Annotated in this window: 17 protein-coding genes; 8 read left to right on the forward strand and 9 right to left on the reverse strand. The window is 72.6% G+C overall.

Going from position 1 to position 20,514, the window contains the following annotated elements:
* Nucleotides 1–53 precede the first annotated feature (53 nt).
* Complete coding sequence (locus tag HS99_RS44175; RefSeq protein WP_141763784.1) at nucleotides 54–917, reverse strand: hypothetical protein; 864 nt, start codon at nucleotides 915–917, stop codon at nucleotides 54–56.
* A gap of 110 nt (nucleotides 918–1,027) precedes the next feature.
* Nucleotides 1,028–1,495 (reverse strand): hypothetical protein, encoded by a 468-nt coding sequence (locus HS99_RS21830; RefSeq protein ID WP_030551011.1) that lies wholly within the window; start codon nucleotides 1,493–1,495, stop codon nucleotides 1,028–1,030.
* Nucleotides 1,496–1,810: 315 nt separating this feature from the next.
* On the opposite strand from HS99_RS21830, the gene HS99_RS21835 reads away from it, so the two are divergent.
* The 4 genes from HS99_RS21835 to HS99_RS21850 all read left to right on the forward strand — a co-directional run bounded on the left by HS99_RS21835 (nucleotide 1,811) and on the right by HS99_RS21850 (nucleotide 7,657).
* Complete coding sequence (locus HS99_RS21835) at nucleotides 1,811–2,953, forward strand: CaiB/BaiF CoA transferase family protein (protein WP_030551010.1); 1,143 nt, start codon at nucleotides 1,811–1,813, stop codon at nucleotides 2,951–2,953.
* 2 nt (nucleotides 2,954–2,955) lie between these two features.
* Nucleotides 2,956–4,098, forward strand: coding sequence for an acyl-CoA dehydrogenase family protein (locus HS99_RS21840; protein WP_030281485.1), 1,143 nt, complete (start codon nucleotides 2,956–2,958; stop codon nucleotides 4,096–4,098).
* Nucleotides 4,099–4,222: 124 nt separating this feature from the next.
* Complete coding sequence (locus HS99_RS21845; RefSeq protein WP_030281483.1) at nucleotides 4,223–5,437, forward strand: acetyl-CoA C-acetyltransferase; 1,215 nt, start codon at nucleotides 4,223–4,225, stop codon at nucleotides 5,435–5,437.
* A gap of 39 nt (nucleotides 5,438–5,476) precedes the next feature.
* Nucleotides 5,477–7,657: a 3-hydroxyacyl-CoA dehydrogenase NAD-binding domain-containing protein gene (locus HS99_RS21850; protein ID WP_030281481.1), complete on the forward strand. Its 2,181-nt coding sequence runs from the start codon at nucleotides 5,477–5,479 to the stop codon at nucleotides 7,655–7,657.
* 114 nt (nucleotides 7,658–7,771) lie between these two features.
* Here the strand turns inward: HS99_RS21850 and HS99_RS21855 are convergent, their stop codons facing one another.
* From HS99_RS21855 to HS99_RS21870, 4 genes are all read right to left on the reverse strand, one after another.
* Nucleotides 7,772–8,518: a MerR family transcriptional regulator gene (locus HS99_RS21855; RefSeq protein WP_046385542.1), complete on the reverse strand. Its 747-nt coding sequence runs from the start codon at nucleotides 8,516–8,518 to the stop codon at nucleotides 7,772–7,774.
* Between the two features lie 268 nt (nucleotides 8,519–8,786).
* A complete protein-coding gene (locus HS99_RS21860) occupies nucleotides 8,787–9,848 on the reverse strand; it encodes an isopenicillin N synthase family dioxygenase (protein ID WP_094742863.1) in 1,062 nt (353 codons plus the stop codon).
* 393 nt (nucleotides 9,849–10,241) lie between these two features.
* Entirely contained in the window at nucleotides 10,242–10,889 is a 648-nt protein-coding gene (locus HS99_RS21865) for a response regulator (protein ID WP_030281475.1), read from the reverse strand.
* Nucleotides 10,841–12,283: a sensor histidine kinase gene (locus HS99_RS21870; protein ID WP_051835472.1), complete on the reverse strand. Its 1,443-nt coding sequence runs from the start codon at nucleotides 12,281–12,283 to the stop codon at nucleotides 10,841–10,843. Before HS99_RS21870 ends, HS99_RS21865 begins: the two co-directional genes overlap by 49 nt.
* A gap of 272 nt (nucleotides 12,284–12,555) precedes the next feature.
* Between HS99_RS21870 and HS99_RS21875 the strand changes: the two genes are divergently transcribed.
* Both HS99_RS21875 and HS99_RS21880 read left to right on the forward strand, forming a co-directional pair.
* Complete coding sequence (locus HS99_RS21875) at nucleotides 12,556–13,269, forward strand: ABC transporter ATP-binding protein (RefSeq protein WP_197698004.1); 714 nt, start codon at nucleotides 12,556–12,558, stop codon at nucleotides 13,267–13,269.
* Complete coding sequence (locus HS99_RS21880; protein WP_030551005.1) at nucleotides 13,266–15,656, forward strand: FtsX-like permease family protein; 2,391 nt, start codon at nucleotides 13,266–13,268, stop codon at nucleotides 15,654–15,656. Before HS99_RS21875 ends, HS99_RS21880 begins: the two co-directional genes overlap by 4 nt.
* A 201-nt stretch (nucleotides 15,657–15,857) precedes the next feature.
* Here the strand turns inward: HS99_RS21880 and HS99_RS21885 are convergent, their stop codons facing one another.
* Together HS99_RS21885 and HS99_RS21890 are read right to left on the reverse strand one after the other, a co-directional pair.
* On the reverse strand, nucleotides 15,858–16,619 hold the full coding sequence (locus tag HS99_RS21885) for a MerR family transcriptional regulator (RefSeq protein WP_030281466.1): 762 nt from the start codon (nucleotides 16,617–16,619) through the stop codon (nucleotides 15,858–15,860).
* Nucleotides 16,620–16,776: 157 nt separating this feature from the next.
* Nucleotides 16,777–17,670 (reverse strand): LysR family transcriptional regulator, encoded by an 894-nt coding sequence (locus HS99_RS21890; protein WP_078939101.1) that lies wholly within the window; start codon nucleotides 17,668–17,670, stop codon nucleotides 16,777–16,779.
* 132 nt (nucleotides 17,671–17,802) lie between these two features.
* On the opposite strand from HS99_RS21890, the gene HS99_RS21895 reads away from it, so the two are divergent.
* Both HS99_RS21895 and HS99_RS21900 read left to right on the forward strand, forming a co-directional pair.
* The gene (locus tag HS99_RS21895; protein ID WP_370863284.1) at nucleotides 17,803–18,723 is read left to right on the forward strand and encodes a DMT family transporter; all 921 of its coding nucleotides are present in this window, start codon (nucleotides 17,803–17,805) and stop codon (nucleotides 18,721–18,723) included.
* An 8-nt stretch (nucleotides 18,724–18,731) separates the two neighbouring features.
* Nucleotides 18,732–20,165: an MFS transporter gene (locus tag HS99_RS21900; RefSeq protein WP_063737903.1), complete on the forward strand. Its 1,434-nt coding sequence runs from the start codon at nucleotides 18,732–18,734 to the stop codon at nucleotides 20,163–20,165.
* Here HS99_RS21900 and HS99_RS21905 read toward each other — a convergent pair.
* Nucleotides 20,080–20,460, reverse strand: a complete 381-nt coding sequence (locus HS99_RS21905; RefSeq protein WP_141763785.1) for a hypothetical protein — start codon at nucleotides 20,458–20,460, stop codon at nucleotides 20,080–20,082. The two genes, HS99_RS21900 and HS99_RS21905, sit on opposite strands and share 86 nt — an antisense overlap.
* Nucleotides 20,461–20,514: the final 54 nt, after the last annotated feature.

The following is a 20,514-nucleotide window of genomic DNA, read 5'->3' on the forward strand; positions in this document are numbered from 1 at the left end:
TCGATGTGTAGTAGTGGACCTTGGCCGAGTCGGTCAGTTGGTCGAGCAGGACATCACGACTTGGCACGCCCATGTCGGCGGCCTTCCGCTGGAGCATGACCTGCATTTGCGACTGTCCCGTGGTGTAGAGGCTGCTGAGGTCGCCTTGCGCCTTGGTGTCGATCGCTGCGTTGACCTTGTTCGCCCAGTCGGACGTGGCGACGTCGACGTAGCGTTGGGCGATGTCCCCCACTGGCAGCCAGTCCGTGCCCGGCAGCATGTTCGCGAGCGTGCCGATGTAGTGGTAGTCCATCTTGGCTTTCCAGTTGGTCGTTGCCGACCTTGACCAGGAACGCCTTGTCGTACTTGCCGCCGCCTCCCATGAGAGTCGTCAGCGCCGGGTAGTTGTCGTTCCACCCCGCCGCGGAGCCGCCCGGGCGGCGGGCGGCCGCGAGGAGGCCGTCCTCCCAGTCCTTGCCCATGCCGCCGTCGCGGGTGGCGGTGGCGAGGGCCACGGACAGGCCGCCGTAGACGTCCTGGTAGCCCTTGGCATTGTGGTTGCCGTGGGCGAGGTCGCCGTAGACCTTGGAGTACTCCAGCAGGGCCTCCGGACCGGTCTTGCCACCGTAGTTGAGGCCGTTGAGCAGCGTGGTGGAGAAGTCCTTGTTCTCCGCGTTGGCGGCCAGCAGGGTCTGCAACTGCTTGAGCTGGTCGTCGGAGAGGCTGCCGCCCTTGGACGTCAGGTCGGTGGCCCGCTTGGCGTCGGCGACCGGGCCACCGCCGCCCGGGGTGGGGTTGAAGGCGGTGGTGCTGGTGCCGATGTCGCTCTGGAGGTCGACGGTGGCGCGCTGGTCGGCGGTGGTGGCCTTCTCGACGGCCTTGGCCAGGCGCTCCGATATGGCCTTGGCCTTGGCCTTGGCGTCCAGGTCCTTCGCCAACTTGTCGCTGTCCGGGTCGTTCCTGGCGCCCTTCGGCAGGCTCCAGCTGACCGAAGTCGGCCTCGTGCAGTTCCTTGAAGGAAACCATCCGTTTGTTCCCCCTGTTCTGGTCAGCGGGCCGCGTTCAGGTCGGCGACCGTCGTGATTTCGTTGCCGTGGTAGTACTCGCGGGTCCGGTCCAGGCTCGTGGCGGCGTTGTCGACCTTGTCGTGCAGGGTCTTGCACTGCTGCAGCCACCGCTCGGTGGCGGTGGTGAGGGCGCTGCCGAAGGAGAAGCCGCGGATCCTGGTCGACGCGGTGCTCGCGTACTCGGTGAGGCTGTGCGAACCGGGCCCCGCCTTGGCGTTGGCGTTGTCGAGGTCGGTGGCGATCTGCCGGGCCAGCCCGGCGGAGGCGGTGAGTTCGTACGGGGTGTCCAGCTGGGTGGTGGGCCTGTCCGGCGGGAGGAGCGGGAGGGGCGGCACGGTGTTGCCGTTGTCGGCCGGCGCCGGAGGCGCGTACGGCGACTTCTTGGTGGTGCTCGGCATCGGGTCCGTGGCCGGGGCCACCGGGCCGGTGGTGAAGTACGGGCTGACCATGTGTGTGCAATCCTCCCCAGGTGTACAGATGGTTCGTGCACCCTCTGCGACATGACGACCGTACAGGCCCGCTCCGTCAGTGCACCGACGCACCCTCCGTGGTGCCATTGGCACGGGGTGTGGTCGGGTTCGTCGGAGTCCGTCGCGGGTTCGTGGCGGGGGATCGGGGGTGGGCGAGGTCTTGTTACCGGCGGGTCGCTTGCCTATCATCGCGAGTGTTACAGCTTTACTGTCAAACCCCGAAGGGTTCTGCAGCCAGTGGGTGACACGAGCAGTCCGGCGGGCCGTGCGGGTGGTCCGGGGCCGTTGGCGGGTGTGCGGGTCGTCGAGCTCGCGGGAATCGGGCCGGGGCCGTTCGCGGCCATGCTGTTGGGCGATCTCGGGGCGGACGTGGTGCGGGTGGACCGGCCGGAGCCGTCGCCGCTCGGGACGGATCCGGCGCACGACCTGAGCAACCGGAACAAGCGGTCGGTGCTGGTCGACCTCAAGTCGCCCGAGGGGCCTGGGCTGGTGCTGGACCTGGTCGAGCGGGCCGACCTGTTGATCGAGGGCTACCGGCCGGGGGTGGCGGAGCGGCTCGGGGTGGGGCCCGAGGCGTGTCTGGCGCGCAATCCGGCGCTGGTGTACGGGCGGATGACCGGTTGGGGGCAGTACGGCCCGCGGGCCGCCACCGCCGGGCACGACCTCGGCTACGCGGCGGTGGCCGGGGTGCTCGGGATGGTCGCCTCGCCGGGAGGGGCCGAGGCGCCGCCCGGAATCCCGGCGAACCTGCTCGGCGACTACGCGGGCGGCTCGCTCTACCTGGTCGTCGGCCTGCTGGCCGGGCTGCACCACGCCCGGGCCACCGGCGCCGGCCAGGTGGTCGACGCGGCGATCGTCGACGGTGCGGCGCACCTCGGCAGCATGCTGTGGGGGCTGCTCGCGGCCGGCCACTGGCAGGACCGCCGGGGCGTCAACCTGCTGGACGGCGGTGCCCCGTTCTACGCGATCTACCGGGCGGCCGATGGCGGGCACCTCGCGGTCGGCGCCCTGGAGCCGCGGTTCTACGCCGAGTTCGCCCGGCTGCTGGAGCTGGGCCCGGACGCGCCCGGCCAGTACGACCTCGCCCGCTGGACCGAACTGCGCACCCTGATCGCCGCCCGCTTCGCCACCCGGACCAGGGCCGAGTGGGAAGCCGTCTTCGCCGGCTCGGACGCCTGCGTGGAGCCGGTGCTGACGATGCGCCAGGCAGCCCGCGAGGAGCACCTGCTGGCGCGCGGGACGTACGTCCAGGCGGACGGCGTGACCCAGCCCGCTCCCGCCCCCCGCTTCTCCGCCACCCCCGGCGCGCTGCGCCGCCCGCCGGCCCGGCCGGGTGCGGACACCGCGGAGGTCGCCCGGGACTGGGCCGTTCCGTCCCTCGACTCCGCGGCCGACGGCACGGAACCATCCAACTCCGCAGCAGAGCAAGGAGAGTAGCGTTGCAGCGCGAGATCTTCACCGAGCAGCACGAGGACTTCCGGGCCACCGTGAAGGCCTTCCTCGCCAAGGAGGTGCTGCCGCACTACGACCGCTGGGAGAAGGCCGGCATCGTCGACCGCTCCGTCTGGCTGGCGGCCGGCCGGCAGGGCCTGCTCGGCATCGCCGCGCCCGAGGAGTACGGCGGTGGCGGTACCCCGGACTTCCGTTACGCCGCCGTGCTCGCCGAGGAGTTCGCCCGGGCCGGTGCCTCCGGGCTGGCGATCGGGCTGCACAACGACATCATCGGCCCGTACCTCACCTCGCTCGCCACCGAGGAGCAGAAGCGCCGCTGGCTGCCCGGCTTCTGCAGCGGCGAACTGATCACCGCGATCGCGATGACCGAGCCCGGGACCGGCTCCGACCTGCAGGGCATCCGCACCCAGGCGGTCGACCGGGGTGACCACTTCCTGCTCAACGGCGCCAAGACCTTCATCTCCAACGGCATCCTGGCCGACCTGGTGATCGTGGTCGCCCGCACCACCCCGGAGGGCGGTGCGCACGGACTGAGCCTGCTGGCCGTCGAGCGCGGCACCCCGGGGTTCGAGCGCGGCCGCAACCTCGACAAGATCGGCCAGAAGGCCCAGGACACCGCCGAGTTGTTCTTCGAGGACGTCCGGGTGCCGAAGGAGAACCTGCTCGGCGAGCTCAACGGCGGCTTCATCCACCTGATGCAGAACCTCGCCCAGGAGCGGCTCACCATCGCCGCCGCGGCGATCGCCGGCGCCGAGTACCTGGTCGAGATCACCACCGAGTACGTCAAGCAGCGCGAGGCCTTCGGCCGTCCGCTCGCCAAGCTCCAGCACGTCCGCTTCGAGATCGCCGAGCTCGCCACCGAGTGCGCGATCACCCGGACCTTCGTCGACCGCTGCATCACCGAGCACAACCGCTACGCGCTCACCCCGGCGGACGCCTCGATGGCCAAGTGGTGGGCCACCGAACTGCAGAAGCGCACGGCCGACCGCTGCCTCCAACTCCACGGCGGCTACGGGTACATGAGCGAGTTCCCGGTCGCCCGGGCGTTCACCGACGGCCGCATCCAGACGATCTACGGCGGGACCACCGAGATCATGAAGGAGATCGTCGGTCGCTCCATCCTCGGCTGAGCGCCCGCCCTTCCTGCGCACACCGGGCCGCCCTCGGCATCCTCTGCCCCGCTCCGCACCCTCTGCCCCGCTCCGCCACCCCAGGACCCTCAGGAACCCCCCTGCCCCGAAAGGCATTTCCATCGTGACCACCGAAGCGTACGTCTACGACGCGATCCGCACCCCGCGCGGCCGCGGCAAGGCCAACGGCTCGCTGCACGGCACCAAGCCGATCGACCTGGTCGTCGGCCTGATCCACGAAATCCGCCGCCGCCACCCCGAGCTGGACCCGGCCGCGATCGACGACATCGTGCTCGGCGTGGTCTCGCCGGTCGGCGACCAGGGCTCCGACATCGCCCGGATCGCCGCCATCGCGGCCGGCCTGCCCGACACCGTGGCCGGCGTCCAGGAGAACCGCTTCTGCGCCTCCGGCCTGGAGGCCGTCAACCTGGCCGCCGCCAAGGTCCGTTCGGGCTGGGAGGACCTGATCCTGGCCGGCGGCGTGGAGTCGATGTCCCGGGTCAAGATGGCCTCCGACGGCGGCGCCTGGTTCGCCGACCCGATGACCTCGTACGAGACCAACTTCGTCCCGCAGGGCATCGGCGCCGACCTCATCGCCACCATCGAGGGCCTCTCCCGCACCGACGTGGACGCCTTCGCCGCCGAGTCCCAGGCCCGCGCCGCCAAGGCCCAGGCGGACGGCCTGTTCGACCGCTCGGTGGTCCCGGTGCGCGACCGCAACGGCCTGGTCGTGCTGGAGCGCGACGAGTTCATCCGCCCCGGCACCACCGTCGAGACCTTGGCCGGCCTCAAGCCCTCCTTCGCCGCGATCGGCGAGGCCGGCGGCTTCGACGCCGTCGCCCTGCAGAAGTACCACTGGGTGGAGGCCATCGACCACGTCCACCACGCGGGCAACTCCTCCGGCATCGTGGACGGCGCCGCCCTCGTCGCGATCGGCAACCGCGAGGTCGGCGAGCGGTACGGGCTGCGCCCGCGCGCCCGGATCGTCTCCGCCGCCGTCTCAGGCTCCGAGCCGACCATCATGCTCACCGGCCCCGCCCCGGCCACCCGCAAGGCGCTCGCCAAGGCCGGCCTCACCGCCGCCGACATCGACCTGGTCGAGATCAACGAGGCCTTCGCGGCGGTCGCCCTCCGCTTCATCCGCGAACTCGGCTTCCGGCACGACCAGGTGAACGTCAACGGCGGCGCGATCGCCCTCGGTCACCCGCTGGGCGCCACCGGCGCGATGCTGCTCGGCACCGTCGTCGACGAGCTGGAGCGGCGCGACCTGCGCTACGGCCTGATCACCCTGTGCGTGGGCGGCGGCATGGGCGTCGCCACCATCGTCGAGCGCGTCTGACTCCCTCCCTCCCCGGTAGACCTGGAGACCCTGAAACTCATGAGCGACACCACCACCATCCGCTGGGAGCAGGACCAGGACGGCGTGGTCACCCTCGTCCTCGACGACCCCACCCAGTCCGTCAACACCATGAACGAGGCCTTCACGGCCGACTTCGAGGCCGTGGTCGAGCGACTGGCCGGACTGGCCTCCTCCGACGCGCTGCGCGGGGTCGTGATCACCTCCGGCAAGAAGACCTTCTTCGCCGGGGGAGACCTGCGGATGCTCTCCGCCGCCCGCCCGGAGGACGCCGAGGCCGTCTTCGAGAAGTCCATGCGGATCAAGCGCTCGCTGCGCAAGCTGGAGACCCTCGGCAAGCCGGTCGTCGCCGCCGTCAACGGCAGCGCGCTCGGCGGCGGCCTGGAGATCGCCCTCGCCTGCCACCACCGGATCGCGCTGAACACCCCCGCCAGCCGGATCGGCCTGCCCGAGGTCACCCTCGGCCTGCTGCCGGGCGGCGGCGGTGTGGTCCGTACGGTCCGGCTGTTCGGCATCACCGACGCCCTGCTGAAGTACCTGCTGCAGGGCCGCCAGTACCGCCCGGCGCAGGCGCTGGAGCACGGTCTGGTGCACGAACTGGTGGACAGCACAGAGGAGTTGACTGCCCGGGCCAAGGCCTGGATCGAGGCCAACCCGACTGCCGTGCAGCCCTGGGACGTCAAGGGGTACAAGATCCCCGGCGGCACCCCCGCCACCCCCGCGTTCGCCGCCAACCTGCCCGCCTTCCCCGCCAACCTGCGCAAGCAGCTGAACGGCGCCCCCTACCCGGCGCCGCGCAACGTGCTCGCCGCCGCGGTGGAGAGTGCCCAGGTCGACGTCGACACGGCGATGGTGATCGAGGCCCGCTACTTCACCGAGCTGGCCTGCGGGCAGACCAGCAAGAACATGATCCAGGCGCTGTTCTTCGACATGCAGGCGGTCAACTCCGGTGCGGGGCGCCCCAAGGGCGTCGAGAAGCGGCCGGTCCGCAAGGTCGCGGTGCTCGGCGCCGGGATGATGGGCGCCGGGATCGCGTACGCCTGCGCCAAGGCCGGCATCGAGGTCGTGCTCAAGGACGTCAGCGTCGAGGCCGCCGAGCGCGGAAAGGCCTACTCCGAGGGGCTGTTGAACAAGGCCATCGCCCGTGGCCGCTCCACCGAGGCCAAGCGCGACGACCTGCTCGCCCGGATCACCCCCACCTCCGAGACCTCCGACCTGGCCGGCTGCGACGCGGTGATCGAGGCGGTCTTCGAGAACACCGAGCTCAAGCACAAGGTGTTCAAGGAGATCGAGGGCGTGGTCGCCCCCGACGCACTGCTGTGCTCCAACACCTCCACCCTGCCGATCGGCGTGCTCGCCGAAGGCGTCCAGCGCACCGGCGACTTCATCGGCCTGCACTTCTTCTCGCCGGTCGACAAGATGCGCCTGGTGGAGATCATCCGCGGCCCGGAGACCGGCGACGAGGCGCTCGCCCGGGCCTTCGACCTGGTCCGGCAGATCGACAAGACACCGATCGTGGTCAACGACTCGCGCGGCTTCTTCACCTCGCGGGTGATCGGCCAGTTCCTCAACGAGGGCGTCGCCATGGTCGGCGAGGGCATCCACCCCTCCTCGATCGAGCAGGCCGCCGCCCAGGCCGGCTACCCCGCCAAGGTGCTCTCCCTGATGGACGAGCTCACCCTCACCCTGCCGCGCAAGATCCGCGACGAGTACCGGCTCGCGGTCGAGGCCGCGGGCGGCACCTGGACGCCGCACCCGGCGGACGCGGTGGTGGACCGGATGGTCGACGAGTTCGGCCGCCCCGGCCGCAGCGGCGGCGCCGGCTTCTACGAGTACGGCGAGGACGGCAAGCGCGGCCGGCTCTGGCCGGGGCTGCTGGAGCACTTCTCCCGGGAGGGGGAGGTCGAGGTGCCTTTCGAGGACCTCAAGGAGCGGATGCTGTTCAGCGAGGCGCTCGACTCGGTGCGCTGCCTGGAGGAGGGCGTGCTGACCTCGGTCGCCGACGCCAACGTGGGCTCCATCCTGGGCATCGGCTTCCCGGCCTGGACGGGCGGCGTCCTCCAGTACATCAACGGCTACCGGGGCGGCCCGGCCGGCTTCGCGGCCCGCGCCCGCGAACTCGCCGCCACGTACGGTGAGCGGTTCGCGCCGCCGGCGCTGCTGGAGCGGATCGCGGCGGAGGGGCGGACCTTCACCGACTGACCCGGGCCGAGTACCACCCCGGGCGCTTCGGCCGGGGTGGATCAGGGTGAGGCCGTGCCGCGCGCGGCCTCACCCGGTTCCCGGCGCGGTTCCTCATCCGGTTCCCGGCGCGGGTCAGTGGCGCGGTTCGTCGCCCAGTTCCTCGCCCAACTCCTCCCGCAGCGACCGCTGGTACGCGGTGACCAGGGCCTGCGCCACCATCGGCTGGATGTGGTCGGTCAGCTCCTTCATCCGGGCCAGCTCCGCCGGGTCCGGCTCGCTCTCCCGGTACGGCTTCCACACCGTCTCCCGGAACAGCCGCTGCAACTCCCGGGCCGTCGCCCGGCTGTGCTCCAGCACCACCGCCCGGGCGGCCAGCAGCGTCTCCAACGGGATCGGCACGTCCAGGATCCTCACGCCCAGCGGCAGCAGGCCCGGGTCCGCCCGGAACACGTCGGGGTCGGCCGTCCGCTCCAGCGCGCCCATCGCGACCAGGCGTTCCAGCTGCTCCTCCGACAGCCCACGGCCGGCCCGCCGTTCCAACTGAGCCCGGCCCATCTCCTCGGCCGCCTCGGGTGTCCAGGACGCCACCAGTGCCCGGTGGATCGCCAGGCCCAGCGGTGTGCTGTCCTCGGGCAGCCGCGCCAGGTACCGCTCGATCGCGGCCAGCGTCAGCCCCTGCCGCTGCAACTCCTCGATCAGCCCCAGCCGGTCCAGGTGCGCCGCTCCGTACAAGCCCACCCGTCGCGGCCCCAGCTCTGGCGGCGGCAGCAGGCCCTTGGTCCCGTAGAACCGCACCGTCCGCACCGTCACCCCGGCCCGTGCCGCCAACTCGTCCACCGTCAGCCGCACCTCGCCCACCCCGGCGCCGTGCTCCCCCATCTGCTGCCTCCCACGCTGGCACACTCCTGCTGTGACAGCAGCAGTGTGACAGTGCGGTGCGATCAGGTCCATCGCGGGAGTGGTGGCCGTGGCCCTGGCGGTGCGAGCCGTTGGGCCCTGGAACGAGCGAACCGGCACGCGCCCCGGTGTGCGGGGGGCGTGCCGGTCGGTCCGGTTGCCGAGCGACCGGTGGTCGGCGCTCGGGGGCCGGTGTTCGGTGCTCCGTGGTCGGTGGTGCCGCTCGGTGGTGCCGCTCGGTCGAGGCAGGTCAGGCAAGGGCGGCGTGGTGGCGGCGGGTGACCTCGGGGTGGGCCCGGGTGTAGCCCTTCCACTCGTTGAAGCCGAAGTCCGCGAAGAGCGGGTTGGCCGGGTCCTCGGTCGCGCCAGGGGCGTGGTGGGCGAGGGGGAAGTCGAGCGGCTCGATGTGGGCGTCGAGGCGGGGGTTGTAGAAGAACGGGACGGAGAAGCGCTCACGGGCTCCGGCTGGGCTGACCACGCGGTGGCTGGTGGCCTTGAGGTAGCCGTCGGTGGCCACTTCCAGCAGCTCGCCGAGGTTGACCACGAAGGCGCCGTCGAGCGGGGGGACGTCCAGGAAGGTGCCGTCCGGGCGCTCGACCTGGAGGCCGCCGACGGTGTCCTGGAGGAGCAGGGTGATGAAGCCGTAGTCCTTGTGCGCGCCGACGCCCTGGCCCGCGCCGTCCGGGGCGGTGCCTGGGTAGCGGACCAGCTTGAGGCGCAGGTGGGGGTGGCCCGCGAAGGCGTCGTCGTAGAAGTCGGGGCGGGCGCCGATCGAGGCGAGGAGCTCGTGCAGCAGGCGGCGGGCGACCGTGCCGAGGTGGTCGATCCAGCCGAGCGCGGCGGTGCGTAGCTCGGGGAGCGCGGTCGGCCACTGGTTGGGTCCCTCCAGCCACCAGTACGGCGGCTCGCCGGCGCCAGGGGCGTGCGGGGGCAGTTCGGCGCCGATGTCCAGCTGGTCGCGCCAGTCCTGGCTGCCGCCGGTGCGCTCGTCGCCGGTACGGGTGTAGCCGCGGTAGTGCGGGGAGTTGAGGTTGCTCACGGCGAGCCGGTCGGCCTCGGGGAGGGCGAAGAAGGCGCGCATGGCTCCGGTGAGCGCGGCCTTTTCCTCCTGGGTCACGCCGTGGCCGACGAGTTGGAAGAAGCCGACACCGGTGGCCGCGGCGCGGAGCTCGTCGTGCAGTCGGCGGCGGTCCTCCGGGGTGCCGTCGGCGAGCGAGAGGTCGATCACGGGGAGGGCCTCGGGGTGCGCCTCCGGGGTGGAGCCGGTTCCGGATATGCCAGTTCCGGATATGGGCGTGTACTGCTGCGTCATGTGTGACATCCGCTGGTCTCGTCCCGGCTGGTCCCGGTGGTCGACCAGGGATGGCCGGAGACGCGCCTGGTGCGGCGGGTGCTCCGGTAACCGGGAGGTGGTGGCGGCCGCTCGGGACCGCCGTGAGGGTGGGTAAAGCGAGGTTCAGCCGGAGCGTCGACAGGACATGCTGGTCACGCGGAGCAGGTCCACGTGACGGCGGCGAACAAGGATGAGCACCCGACCAGCCTAAATGACGCGCTCCGCGGCGGGCGAGCCCCCTACCGAGGAGGGGCCACTTCTTAATTGTCCGCGACTTGTCAAGAATTGCGATGGTTGGTGATCGGTGGCGCCGTTCCGCTCAGTGGCTCCTTCCAAATGGCGGCTCCCTTTCCTCCAGAGGTGTCGAGACCTTCAGGAGTTGTTGAGGTAGGCCAGGACGGCCAGGACGCGTCGGTTGTCGTCATCGGAGGGCTGGAGGTCGAGCCGTACGAAGATCGACGCGGTGTGTTTGGCGACCGCCCGCTCGGTGATCACCAGTTGCTGGGCGATCGCCGCGTTCGAGCGGCCCTCGGCCATCAGTCCGAGCACCTGCCGCTCCCGAGGGGAGAGGGTGGAGACCGGGCCGGCCGAGGAGTTGTGGGTGAGCAGCCGGGTGATCACCTCCGGGTCCATCGCGGTGCCGCCCTGGGCGACTCGCCGGACGGCGTCGAGGAACTGCGCGCCATCCAGTACGCGGTCCTTGAGCAGGTAGCCGATTCCGCCGGAGCTGCCGGCCAGCAGCTCGCGGGCGTACAGCTGTTCCACGAACTGCGACAGCACCAGCACCGGCAGACCCGGGTGGGCCTGCCTGGCCGCCAGGGCCGCGCGCAGCCCCTCGTCCGTGAAGGTCGGCGGCAGCCGCACGTCGACCACGGCGATGTCGGGCCGGTCGGCGGCCACGGCGGCGAGCAACTGCTCGCCGTTCTCGACCGCCGCGGTCACCTTCATGCCGTTGGCCTCCAACAACCGGGTCAACCCGTCCCGGAGGAGGAAGAGGTCTTCGGCGATGACAACGCGCACGGGATCTCCAGGTTCACGATGGTCGGACCACCGGACGGGCTGCTGATCGCGAGCACCCCGTCGAAGGCGGCCAGTCGGCGTTCGGTTCCGCTGAGGCCGGTTCCCCGGGACGGTTCGGCGCCTCCGCGCCCGTCGTCGGTGACCGATATCCGCAGCAGCCCGTCACTGTGCCCTATCTCGATCCATACCTGCGAGGCCTCGGCGTGTTTCACCACGTTGGCCAGCAGTTCGCTCACCGCGAAGTAGGCGGCCGACTCCACCGGAGCCGGGGCCCGGCCGGGCAGACCGCCGGTGAAGGTGACCGGCAGCGGCAGGTCCAGTGCGGTCGCCTCGATCGCGTCTGCCAGGCCGCGGTCGGCCAGAACCGGTGGGTGGATGCCCCGGACCAGGTCCCGCAGCTCGCCCAGTGCCTTCACCGAGGACGTCCGGGCCTCCGCCAGCAGCGGCCCGAGGGCGTCCGGGTCGTGCTTCACCTGCTCGGCGACGGTCAGCAGCATGCCCAGTGCCACCAACCGGGCCTGGGCCCCGTCGTGGAGGTCCCGCTCGATCCGGCGCAGCTCGGCCGCTCCGGCGTCGATGGTGTCCGCCCTGGTGCGCGCCAGGTGGCTCACCCGGCGGGCGAGTTCGGCCCGTCGGGAGGGCCCGAGCAGGGAGCGGGCGGCCTTCTCGTGGATCCGCAGGACGGGCGGGGCGGCCCACAGGAGGGCGAACGGGGCCACCCAGACGCCCATGCCGTAGACGAGGACCAGTGGGAAGAGCAGTCCGTTCCGGCCGAAGATCTCCAGGGCGATCGGGGTCAGCACCACGACCGCGGCGGTGAACAGCACGGCGAGGCCGGTGAGGAGCGCCCAGGCGAGATCCCGCCAGGTCGCCGGGTCGGTCAGCCAGCCGCCGGAACGCAACCGCTGCCAGGAGCCGGAACCGCTGCCCGGCCGGCGGTACGGCTCCGGGATCGGCCGTCCGCTCCACCGGTCGACGACCCGCCGGCTCTCGGTCGCGATCCAGCGTGCGCCGAACAGCCCGAGCACCAGCAGCGAGGGCGCCAGCCAGAGCGAGACGGACCGGCTTCCGGGCGCGGCGCCGCCGTACAGGTGGGCCGCCGTCACCGCGAGCGCGCCCGGGGCGAACAGCGCGGCCCCGACCGCCCGGCCGCCGCCCCCGGTGGCCCAGCAGAGCGCCCAGGCGGCGACCGGCGCCATCGGCACGAGCAGGATCAGCGGCCCGCCGGGGGAGCCGAACGGCCGGGACTCGTCGGGGCCGAACAGCGCGGAGGCCAGCAGGATCGGCCCGGCCAGCAGGGAGACCAGCCCCGTCACGGCCAGCGTCGCCACGTACCAGGCGCGCACGCTGTCCACACAGGCCCGGCCCACCCGCCGGGCCACCTTGCCGGTCATTTCGGCCTCCATCTCGCACCCCTCCGTCCTGAGCCCCCGCCCGGGGCTCACAAGCCTTGGCCCGGCGCCCCGTTCCGATCTTTCGCTGGGTCAGTCTGCCCCGCGCGGAAGCCCGATGCTCTAGGCCTGAACACCCAGTTCGGGGTGTATCTGGATACACCCCCAGGACGCCGCTCAGACGGCTGTCCGTACCCGCCCGCGGATTCCTAGCGTGATGTTCCGTCAGCCGGTCCGGGCTCCCCCGGTGCCGGACCCCGAACCGTGGAGGGCCCGTGAACGCGCCGATCATCAGGATCCGCGGCGTCAGCAAGACGTACGACCGATCCGACAGCGCCCGTCCCGCCCTGGCCGGGCTCGACCTGGAGGTACGGGCCGGCGAGGCGCTGGCCGTGCTCGGCCGCTCGGGCAGCGGCAAGTCCACCCTGCTGAACCTGATCGCCGGCCTCGACCGCCCGAGCGAGGGCGGCGTCGAGGTGGACGGCGTGGCCGTCCACGAACTCGGCGAGGCCGCGCTGGCCGAGTACCGGCGGACACGGATCGGCATGGTGTTCCAGTTCTTCAACCTGCTGGACGACCTGAACGTGGAGGACAACGTGCTGCTCCCGGCCCAACTGGCCGGGATGAAGCGGGAGCAGGCCAGGGCCAGGGCCGGGGAGCTGCTGGAGCGACTCGGGGTGGTCCGGCACGCCAAGGCCTTCCCCGGCCGGCTCTCCGGCGGTGAACGCCAGCGCGTCGCGGTGGCCCGGGCCCTGATGAACCGCCCGCCGCTGCTGCTGGCCGACGAACCGACCGGGGCGCTGGACACCGCCTCCGCCGCCGACGTCCGCGACCTGCTCCGCGGGCTCAACGCGGAGGGCCAGACGATCCTGCTGGTCACCCATGACAACGCGCTCGCCGAAGCCTGCGCAGACCGGACGATCGAACTGCTGGACGGCCGCCTGGTCCGGGACACGGCGGCGGCGCCGACGTCGGGGGGTGGCCGATGAGTGCGATGAGCAAGGTGGTCCGGGCGGGAGTCGGCCGCAAGCGGGTGCAGACCCTGGTCATGGTGCTCACCACGATGATGTCGGTGACGGCGTGCATCCTCGCTCTCGGGCTGCTGGTCGCCGCCCAGGGCCCGTACGAACGCTCCTTCACCGACCAGCACGGCGCGCACCTCAACGTGGTGTACGACCAGAGCAAGGTGAGCCCCGCACAGCTCGCCGCGGCCGCGCACGCGCCCGGCGTCACGGCCTCGGCCGGTCCCCTGCCAGCCGTGATGGTCCAGCCGCGCTCGGGCCCGGAGACCACGCTGCCGCCGGCCGGCAGCCCGCTGCCGTCGATGACGCTGGTCGGCCGCGCCCAGCACGGCCCGATGGACGACCTGCGGATCACCAAGGGCCGCTGGATCGCGAGCCCCGGCGAGGTGGTGTTCCTGGACGGGCACTCCCCGCTGGCCGTCGGCGACAGCATGGAGCTCCCCGACCTGCCCGGGCACCCGACGCTCAAGGTCGTCGGCCTGGCCACCTCCGTCTCCTGGAGCGCGGACGGCTGGGTCGCCCCCGAGCAGGTGGCCGGGCTGACCGCGCCGGGCACCACGCCCGCCGCCCAGTACCTCTACCGCTTCGCCCACGCCGGCAGCGACGCCGAGATGGAAGCCGACCACGCGGCGATCGCCGCTGCGGTGCCGAACGGTGCGATCACCAAGGCGACCACCTACCGGCCCGTCAGGGAGGAGGCCAACCGCACGGCCTCGACCTTCGTCCCGTTCGTCACGGCCTTCGGGGTGCTCGGACTGGCCATGTCGGTGCTGATCATCGGCGTCGTGGTCAGCGGTGCGGTGAGCGCCGCCACCCGGCGGATCGGCATCCTCAAGTCCCTGGGCTTCACCCCCGCCCAGGTGGCGCGCGCCTACGTAGGCCAGGCGCTGATCCCCGCCGGGATCGGCACCGCGCTGGGTGTTCTCGGGGGCAACCTGCTGTCCGTACCCGTGCTCGGGATCGCCCACAAGGCGCTGCGGGGCGGTCTGCTCGGCATCCCGATCTGGGTGGACGTGGTGGTCGCGGTGGCGGCCCTGGGCGCGGTGGTCGGCACGGCGCTGGTGCCGGCGCTGCGGGCCGGACGGCTGCGCACGGTGGAGGCGCTCGCGGTCGGCCGGACGGCGCCCGGGGCCAAGCGGGCGGCCGCCGGGGGAGCGGCGGGGCGGGCCGGAGCGGCGGGCCTGATGTCCCGGGTGCAGGACCTGATCGGCCGGCTGCCGGTGCCGCGCGCACTCAGCCTCGGGCTGGCGTCCCCGCTGAACCGCCCGGGCCGCTCGGCCACCACCGCCGCCGCGGTGGTGCTCGGGACGGTCGGGGTCACCCTGTGCGTCGGTCTGACGCTCTCCCTGAGCTCCCTCCAGGGCGGGCTGGAGGCCGACCGCACGGGCAAGGTCGTGGTCCAGGCCCCGTTCGACGGTTCCAAGCCCGTCGACCACGTGGACGAGGCGGCCGTGGTGAAGGCGATCGAGTCCCGCCCCGGCACCAAGGCCTGGTACAGCAGCGTGCCGGTCGCGGCCACCGTGGCCGGGAACACCGGACGCACCGAGGTGGTCGCATTCGCTGGCGACGCCTCGTGGAGCGGCTTCCAACTGGTCTCGGGCCGCTGGTTCCACGGCCCCGGTGAGGTGACGGTCAGCGCGGCCTTCCTTCGGACCGACCAGAAGAAGGTCGGTGACACCGTCACCCTCACCGACCACGGGCGCAACACCCCGGCGAAGATCATCGGCGAGGTCCTGACCACCCAGGACGTGGTGTTCACGGACCGGTCCTCGCTGGAGCCGCTCGGCGGTGCGATCCACGCCGAGGCGATCTCGTTCCACATCGACCTGACCCCGGGGGCCGACGTGAAGGCCTACGCGGACGGGTTGGACCCGGCCGTGTCGCCGATGGGCCTGAGCGCCGACCCGGGCGAGGCGCACATCAACATCGTGGTGCTGGCGATGAACACCCTGGCGGGCACACTCACACTGCTGCTCTCCGTGGTGGCCGGCCTCGGGGTGCTCAACACGGTGCTGCTGGACACCCGGGAACGGGTGCACGACCTCGGGGTGCTCAAGGCACTCGGGATGTCGCCCCGGCAGACCACCGGGATGGTCCTCACCTCGGTCTGCGGCAGCGGACTGCTGGCCGGGTTGGTCGGGGTCCCGATCGGGGTCGTGGTGCACCACCTGGTGATGCCCGCAATGGCCAACGCCGCCGGGATCGATGTGCCGGACGTGGACCTCACCGTGTTCGCCCCATCGGTGGTGGGGCCCCTGATACTCGGCGGCCTGGTGCTGGCCCTGGTCGGGGCCCTGCTGCCGGCCACCTGGGCCGCCCGCACCCGGACGGTCACCGCGCTGCGGACCGAGTGACGGCAGGGGCGGCACGGACGGCCCGGGACGCCGGGGATGGCCGGGACGGTAGCGCCGGTAGCGACGGCAGCAACCGCGGGGGAGCGGCTCCGGTCACCCGGTGGGCTGACCGCCGGGCGATCGGCCGGAGGGCGGGAGCCGCTTCCCCGGGCCCGCCCCCCTACCCGCACCGCCCGCCCGCCGGCCGCGCCCCCGCCCGGCTCAGGAGAGCCGTGCCGCCGCGTACGCCTCCATGGCGGCGCGCTGGTAGCCGGCCAGCCCCGCGGCGATGGCCTCGTACGCGGCGCTCCACTGCTCGTTATCCGTGCACGAGCGCGCGATGGCGAGGTAGTCCGCCACGGCGACCGTCCGGAGCCCGCTGAGCAGTTGATACTCCTCGTCGATCATGTGCTGCACGGGCTCGGCGTCGGCCGGGTGGCCGGCCGCCATCAGCTCCGCCAGTCGGACCATCCGCGCGGTCCGCTCGCGTTGGCCGGCCTCGATCTCGGCCGGGGTCATCGCGGCGGTCGCGCGCCGGGTCGCCTCGGCGTGCTCGGGGAAGTCGCGCAGGCTGGCGTCGACATCGGCGGGCTGGATGCCCTCGAAGAGGTTCTCGGGTCGGTTGATGCTGGTCATGGGCGTGCCATCCTTCCGGGAGCGTTCCAGGTCGGCGATCGTGCGCGAGACGGTGGTGGCCAGGGCGTCGAGCCGGTCGCGCTCGACGACCAGTCGGCGGTGGTGGCTCCGCAGGGACTCCAGTTCGTCCACCTGGTCGCCGATGATCCGGGCGATCTCGGCGAGCCCCACACCCAGTGCCCGCAGCACGAGGATCTGCTGCAGCTGCAGCAACTGCCGTTCCTCGTAGTAGCGGTGGCTGTTGGAGCCGATCCAGGCCGGAGGCAGCAGCCCAATCTCGTCGTAGTGCCGCAGGGTCCGGGCGGTCACGCCCGACATCCGGGCGACCTCCGCGATCGGCCAGGCCATTGCCGTCTCCTCACTCGAGTCCTGCGCTTCCACGCGCTCGGTCCCACGTCCATCGACGTGCACGTTCGGTCGGACCGGGGCCGGTTCCTCCGGCCCTGGTCATGACCGTAGGAGCTGCCGCTGCGGAAGCTTCAAGTCGACCGCCGCGCCGAGCCGGTCACGGCACCGACCCCCTGCCTCCCGCAGCCTCGGCCGCCGAGCGGAGCGCCTCCACCATGGCCCCGAGCACCGGTTGCCCCCAGGCCCCCTCCCGTACGGCGGCGTGCAGCGCACGGACCGGTTCCGGACCGCGCACCCGGTGCACCGTGACGCCGGGGTGCCGCTGGGTCAGGCCCAGTTCGGGCAGCAGCGAAACCCCCAGCCCCGCCGCGACGAACCCCTGTGCGGTCAGGTAGTCCGCGCCGTCCACCGTGACCGCCGGACGGAATCCGGCCGCCTCGCAGGCGTCGTGCACGAGGCTCCGGCAGGGCCCGGGCGGTTCGGCGCCCACCCAGGGCTCCTCGGCCAGCTCGGTCAGGTCCAGGACACGCCGTGCGGCCAGCCGGTGCCCCCGGGGCAGTACGGCGCGGTACGGATCGTCGTGCAGGTGAACCAGTCGCAGGCCGGCCGGGGCCTCGTCGGCCCAGAACACCACGGCCAGGTCGGCCCGGCCGTCCCGCACGTCGGTGAGCTGGTCCGTCGGTTCGGTCAGGCCCAGGTCGAGCCGCACGCCCGGGTGCTTCCGGCGGAAGGCGGCCACGGCCGGGGCCACCAGGGTGGCCCCGGCCGTGGCGAAGTAGCGGACGGTCAGGCTGCCGCTGCGCCCGGCTCGCAGGTCGGCCAGCGCCGCACCGGCCTCCGCGACCTGCCGGTCGATGGCCGCCGCGTGCCCGGCGAGCAGCAGCCCGGCTGCGGTCGGCCGTACGCCCCGCCCGATCCGCTCCAGCAGGGCCGTCCCCGTCTCCCGCTCCAGCGTGGTCACCTGCTGGCTGACGGCGGACGGGGTGTAGCCGAGCGCGGCGGCGGCAGCGCTCACCGAGCCGTGGTCGACCACGGCGCGCAGCACCTGCATCCGGCGGATGTCGAGCGAGGCGTTCATGTAGCTCAGCTTAAGTATTCTGAAGAAATTTTCGCTTGTGCTATGTGATCATCCGGCGCGATCGTCGTCCGACACCTCGTTCATCAACCAACCGGAAGGCACCCCGTGCTGCGGACGGCCGTCCTCGCCCTGTTCTGGGGCTCGGGCTTCCTCTGGATCAGGATCGCGCTGCAACACGGGCTCACCCCGGTGCAGATCACCGTGTTGCGGGCCGCCCTCGGCGCCGCCGTCCTGCTGCTGCTCGCCTGCTCCGCCCGGCAACGCCTCCCGCGCGGCGGCGCCCTCTGGCGGCGGCTCGCCGTGGCGGCGTTCTTCTGCAACGCCCTGCCGTTCCTGCTCACGGCGTACGGCGAACGCAGCGTCGGCTCCGGCACGGCCGGAGTGCTGCATGCGACCACCCCGCTCTGGTCCTTGCTGATAGGCCTCGCCCTCGGCACCGACCGAACGACCGGCACCGACCGAACGACCCCGCTGCGCCTCACCGGCCTGCTGCTCGGCTTCGCCGGAGTGCTGCTGATCCTCGCCCCCTGGCGCGAGAGCGGCGGCATCAGCACCCCCGGGGCGCTCGCCCTGCTGGGCGCGGCCGCGAGCTACGCGGTCGCCTTCGCCCACATGGCCCGGGCACTCGCCGGGACGGGCACCGCCCCGCTCGCCCTCTCCGCCGCCCAGCTCACCGCCGCCGCCGGGTTGAGCGCGGTAGCCCTGCCCGCGGGCGGCCCGCTGAACCCGTTCAGCGGCTTCAGCGGCGCCGATCCGGTCGGCCTGGCCGCCGTGACCGTCCTCGGCGTCGCCTGCACCGGACTCACCTTCCACCTCAACTACCGCCTGATCGCCACCGAAGGCCCCACCAGTGCTGCCGCCGTCGGCTACCTGCTGCCCGTCGTCTCCACCGTGCTCGGCGCACTGGTCCTCGGCGAGCGGCTGACCGTACGGGCGGTCGCCGGGACGGCCGTCGTCCTCGCCGGAGTGTTCCTGGTGAAGCACCGGCCGAAGCCCCGCACCGTCGTTCCGCTGCTCACCGACTGAAACGGACCATGCGCCCCGACTCCCTCTGGCGGATCCCGGACTTCCGCGTCCTCTTCGCCGCGACCGCCCTCACCCAACTCGGTACCAACGTCGGCTACGTGGCGGTCCCCCTGGTGGCCGTTGCCGCGCTCGGCGCGGGCCCCGGGCAGGCCGGCCTGCTCGCCACCCTGAGCACCCTCGCCTTCCTGCTCATCGGTCTGCCCGCCGGTGCCTGGGTCGACCGGATGCGCCACCGCCGCGTCCTGGTCGTCGCGGACCTGGTGAAGGCCGTGCTCTACGCCTCCGTCCCGCTCGCCTGGTGGTTCGGCGGCCTCAGCCTCGGGCAGCTGTACGCGGTCGCGCTGCTCACCGGTGGCGCCACGGTGTTCTTCGACGTGGGTGCGCAGAGCGTGCTGCCCGGGCTGGTCGGTCGCCGGCACCTGGTGGACGCGAACGCCGCCGTGGTCGGCCTGATGGCGATCGGCAACGTCGCCGGACGCGGCGCGGGCGGGATCCTGGTCCAACTGCTCACCGCACCGCTGGCGATCGCCGTGACCGCACTCAGCCACCTCGGCTCGGCGCTGCGGCTCACCGCGCTGCGCCGCACCACCACCCCCGCGACCACCACCCCCGCGACCCCTACCGCAGCCCCCACCCCCGCGACCCCAGTCCCCACGGCCCCCACCCCCATGGCGCCCACCCCCGGCCTCGGCGCACAGATCACCGAAGGCCTGCGACATGTCCTCGGCGCCCCGGAACTGCGGGCACTGGCCGTCACCGCCGCCCTCAACAACCTCGGGTCGCAGCTGTTCAACACCCTCCTCCCGGTCCTCTTCGTACGGGAACTGCACCTACCGGCAGGGGCGTTGGGCCTGTTCTGGGCGGTCGGCGGGGTCGGCATCCTGCTCGGCTCGCGCTGCGCCCGCCCGATCTGCGCCCGACTCGGCGACGGCCGCACCCTCGCGCTGGCGGGCCTGTGCCTGGCGCCCGCCGGGCTGCTGGTGCCGCTGATCGGTGACGGGCCGCGGCTGCTCCTGGCCGGGGCCGGCTGGCTGCTGGTCTCGCTGAAGACCGGCATGGACAACGTGCTCGGGGTGAGCCTGCGCCAACGGATGACCCCGGACCCGCTGCTCGGCCGGATGAACGCCACCTTCCGGTTCCTGCTCTTCGGCGCGCTCGCGGTCGGCTCCGCGATCTCCGGGCTGCTCGGCGAACTGTTCGGCACGCACGCCACGCTCTGGCTCGGCGGGGCGGTGCTCGCGACCGCCTTCCTGCCGGTCTACCTGTCCCCGCTGCGCACCCGCCGCCGACCGCCCGTGGCACCGCCCGTGGCACCGCCCGGAGTACTGCCCGGGGCACCGCCCGCGGTGGACGCGGCTACCAGCCCGGGCCGGCGCCGTGCCCCGGCTGCCAGTCCAGTCCCGGGTTCGGGCGCGGACGAAGGGTGCGCACCAGCGAGGTGACCGCCGAGACCACCACGGTCAGCAGCACGTAGAACAGCAGCAGCGCCCAGAACGGCGTGGTGGACAGGCTCCGGTGCTCGAACCGGCACCAGGCGTCCGGCGGAAGCCAGGACGCACCCGTCTCCAGCAGCCGCCCACCGCCCGAGACCAGGCCGCGCTCGCAGCGGTCCCCGTAGTCCAGCGACCGTACGTACAGCAGGGCGTACAGGGCGCCCGCCGAGGCGAGGGAGAGCGCGGCGCTGATGCCGAGGAGCACCGTCCGTCTTCGCCCGGCCGCCGTACGGATGTTCGTCACCGAGGCAGCGTACCGGCGCAACGGCCCGGCCGGCCCGGATCACGGCCCGGCCGG

This window comes from Kitasatospora aureofaciens (assembly GCF_001188955.3).
Taxonomy (GTDB): Bacteria; Actinomycetota; Actinomycetes; order Streptomycetales; family Streptomycetaceae; genus Kitasatospora; species Kitasatospora aureofaciens.

Excerpts from the sequence above, each read along its gene's own strand:
- HS99_RS21830 (WP_030551011.1), bottom strand. The coding sequence starts at position 1,495 with ATGGTCAGCCCGTACTTCACCACCGGCCCGGTGGCCCCGGCCACGGAC.
- HS99_RS21850 (WP_030281481.1), top strand. The coding sequence starts at position 5,477 with ATGAGCGACACCACCACCATCCGCTGGGAGCAGGACCAGGACGGCGTG.
- HS99_RS21855 (WP_046385542.1), bottom strand. The coding sequence starts at position 8,518 with ATGGGGGAGCACGGCGCCGGGGTGGGCGAGGTGCGGCTGACGGTGGAC.
- HS99_RS21860 (WP_094742863.1), bottom strand. The coding sequence starts at position 9,848 with ATGACGCAGCAGTACACGCCCATATCCGGAACTGGCATATCCGGAACC.
- HS99_RS21870 (WP_051835472.1), bottom strand. The coding sequence starts at position 12,283 with ATGACCGGCAAGGTGGCCCGGCGGGTGGGCCGGGCCTGTGTGGACAGC.
- HS99_RS21880 (WP_030551005.1), top strand. The coding sequence starts at position 13,266 with ATGAGTGCGATGAGCAAGGTGGTCCGGGCGGGAGTCGGCCGCAAGCGG.
- HS99_RS21885 (WP_030281466.1), bottom strand. The coding sequence starts at position 16,619 with ATGGCCTGGCCGATCGCGGAGGTCGCCCGGATGTCGGGCGTGACCGCC.
- HS99_RS21890 (WP_078939101.1), bottom strand. The coding sequence starts at position 17,670 with ATGCAGGTGCTGCGCGCCGTGGTCGACCACGGCTCGGTGAGCGCTGCC.
- HS99_RS21900 (WP_063737903.1), top strand. The coding sequence starts at position 18,732 with ATGCGCCCCGACTCCCTCTGGCGGATCCCGGACTTCCGCGTCCTCTTC.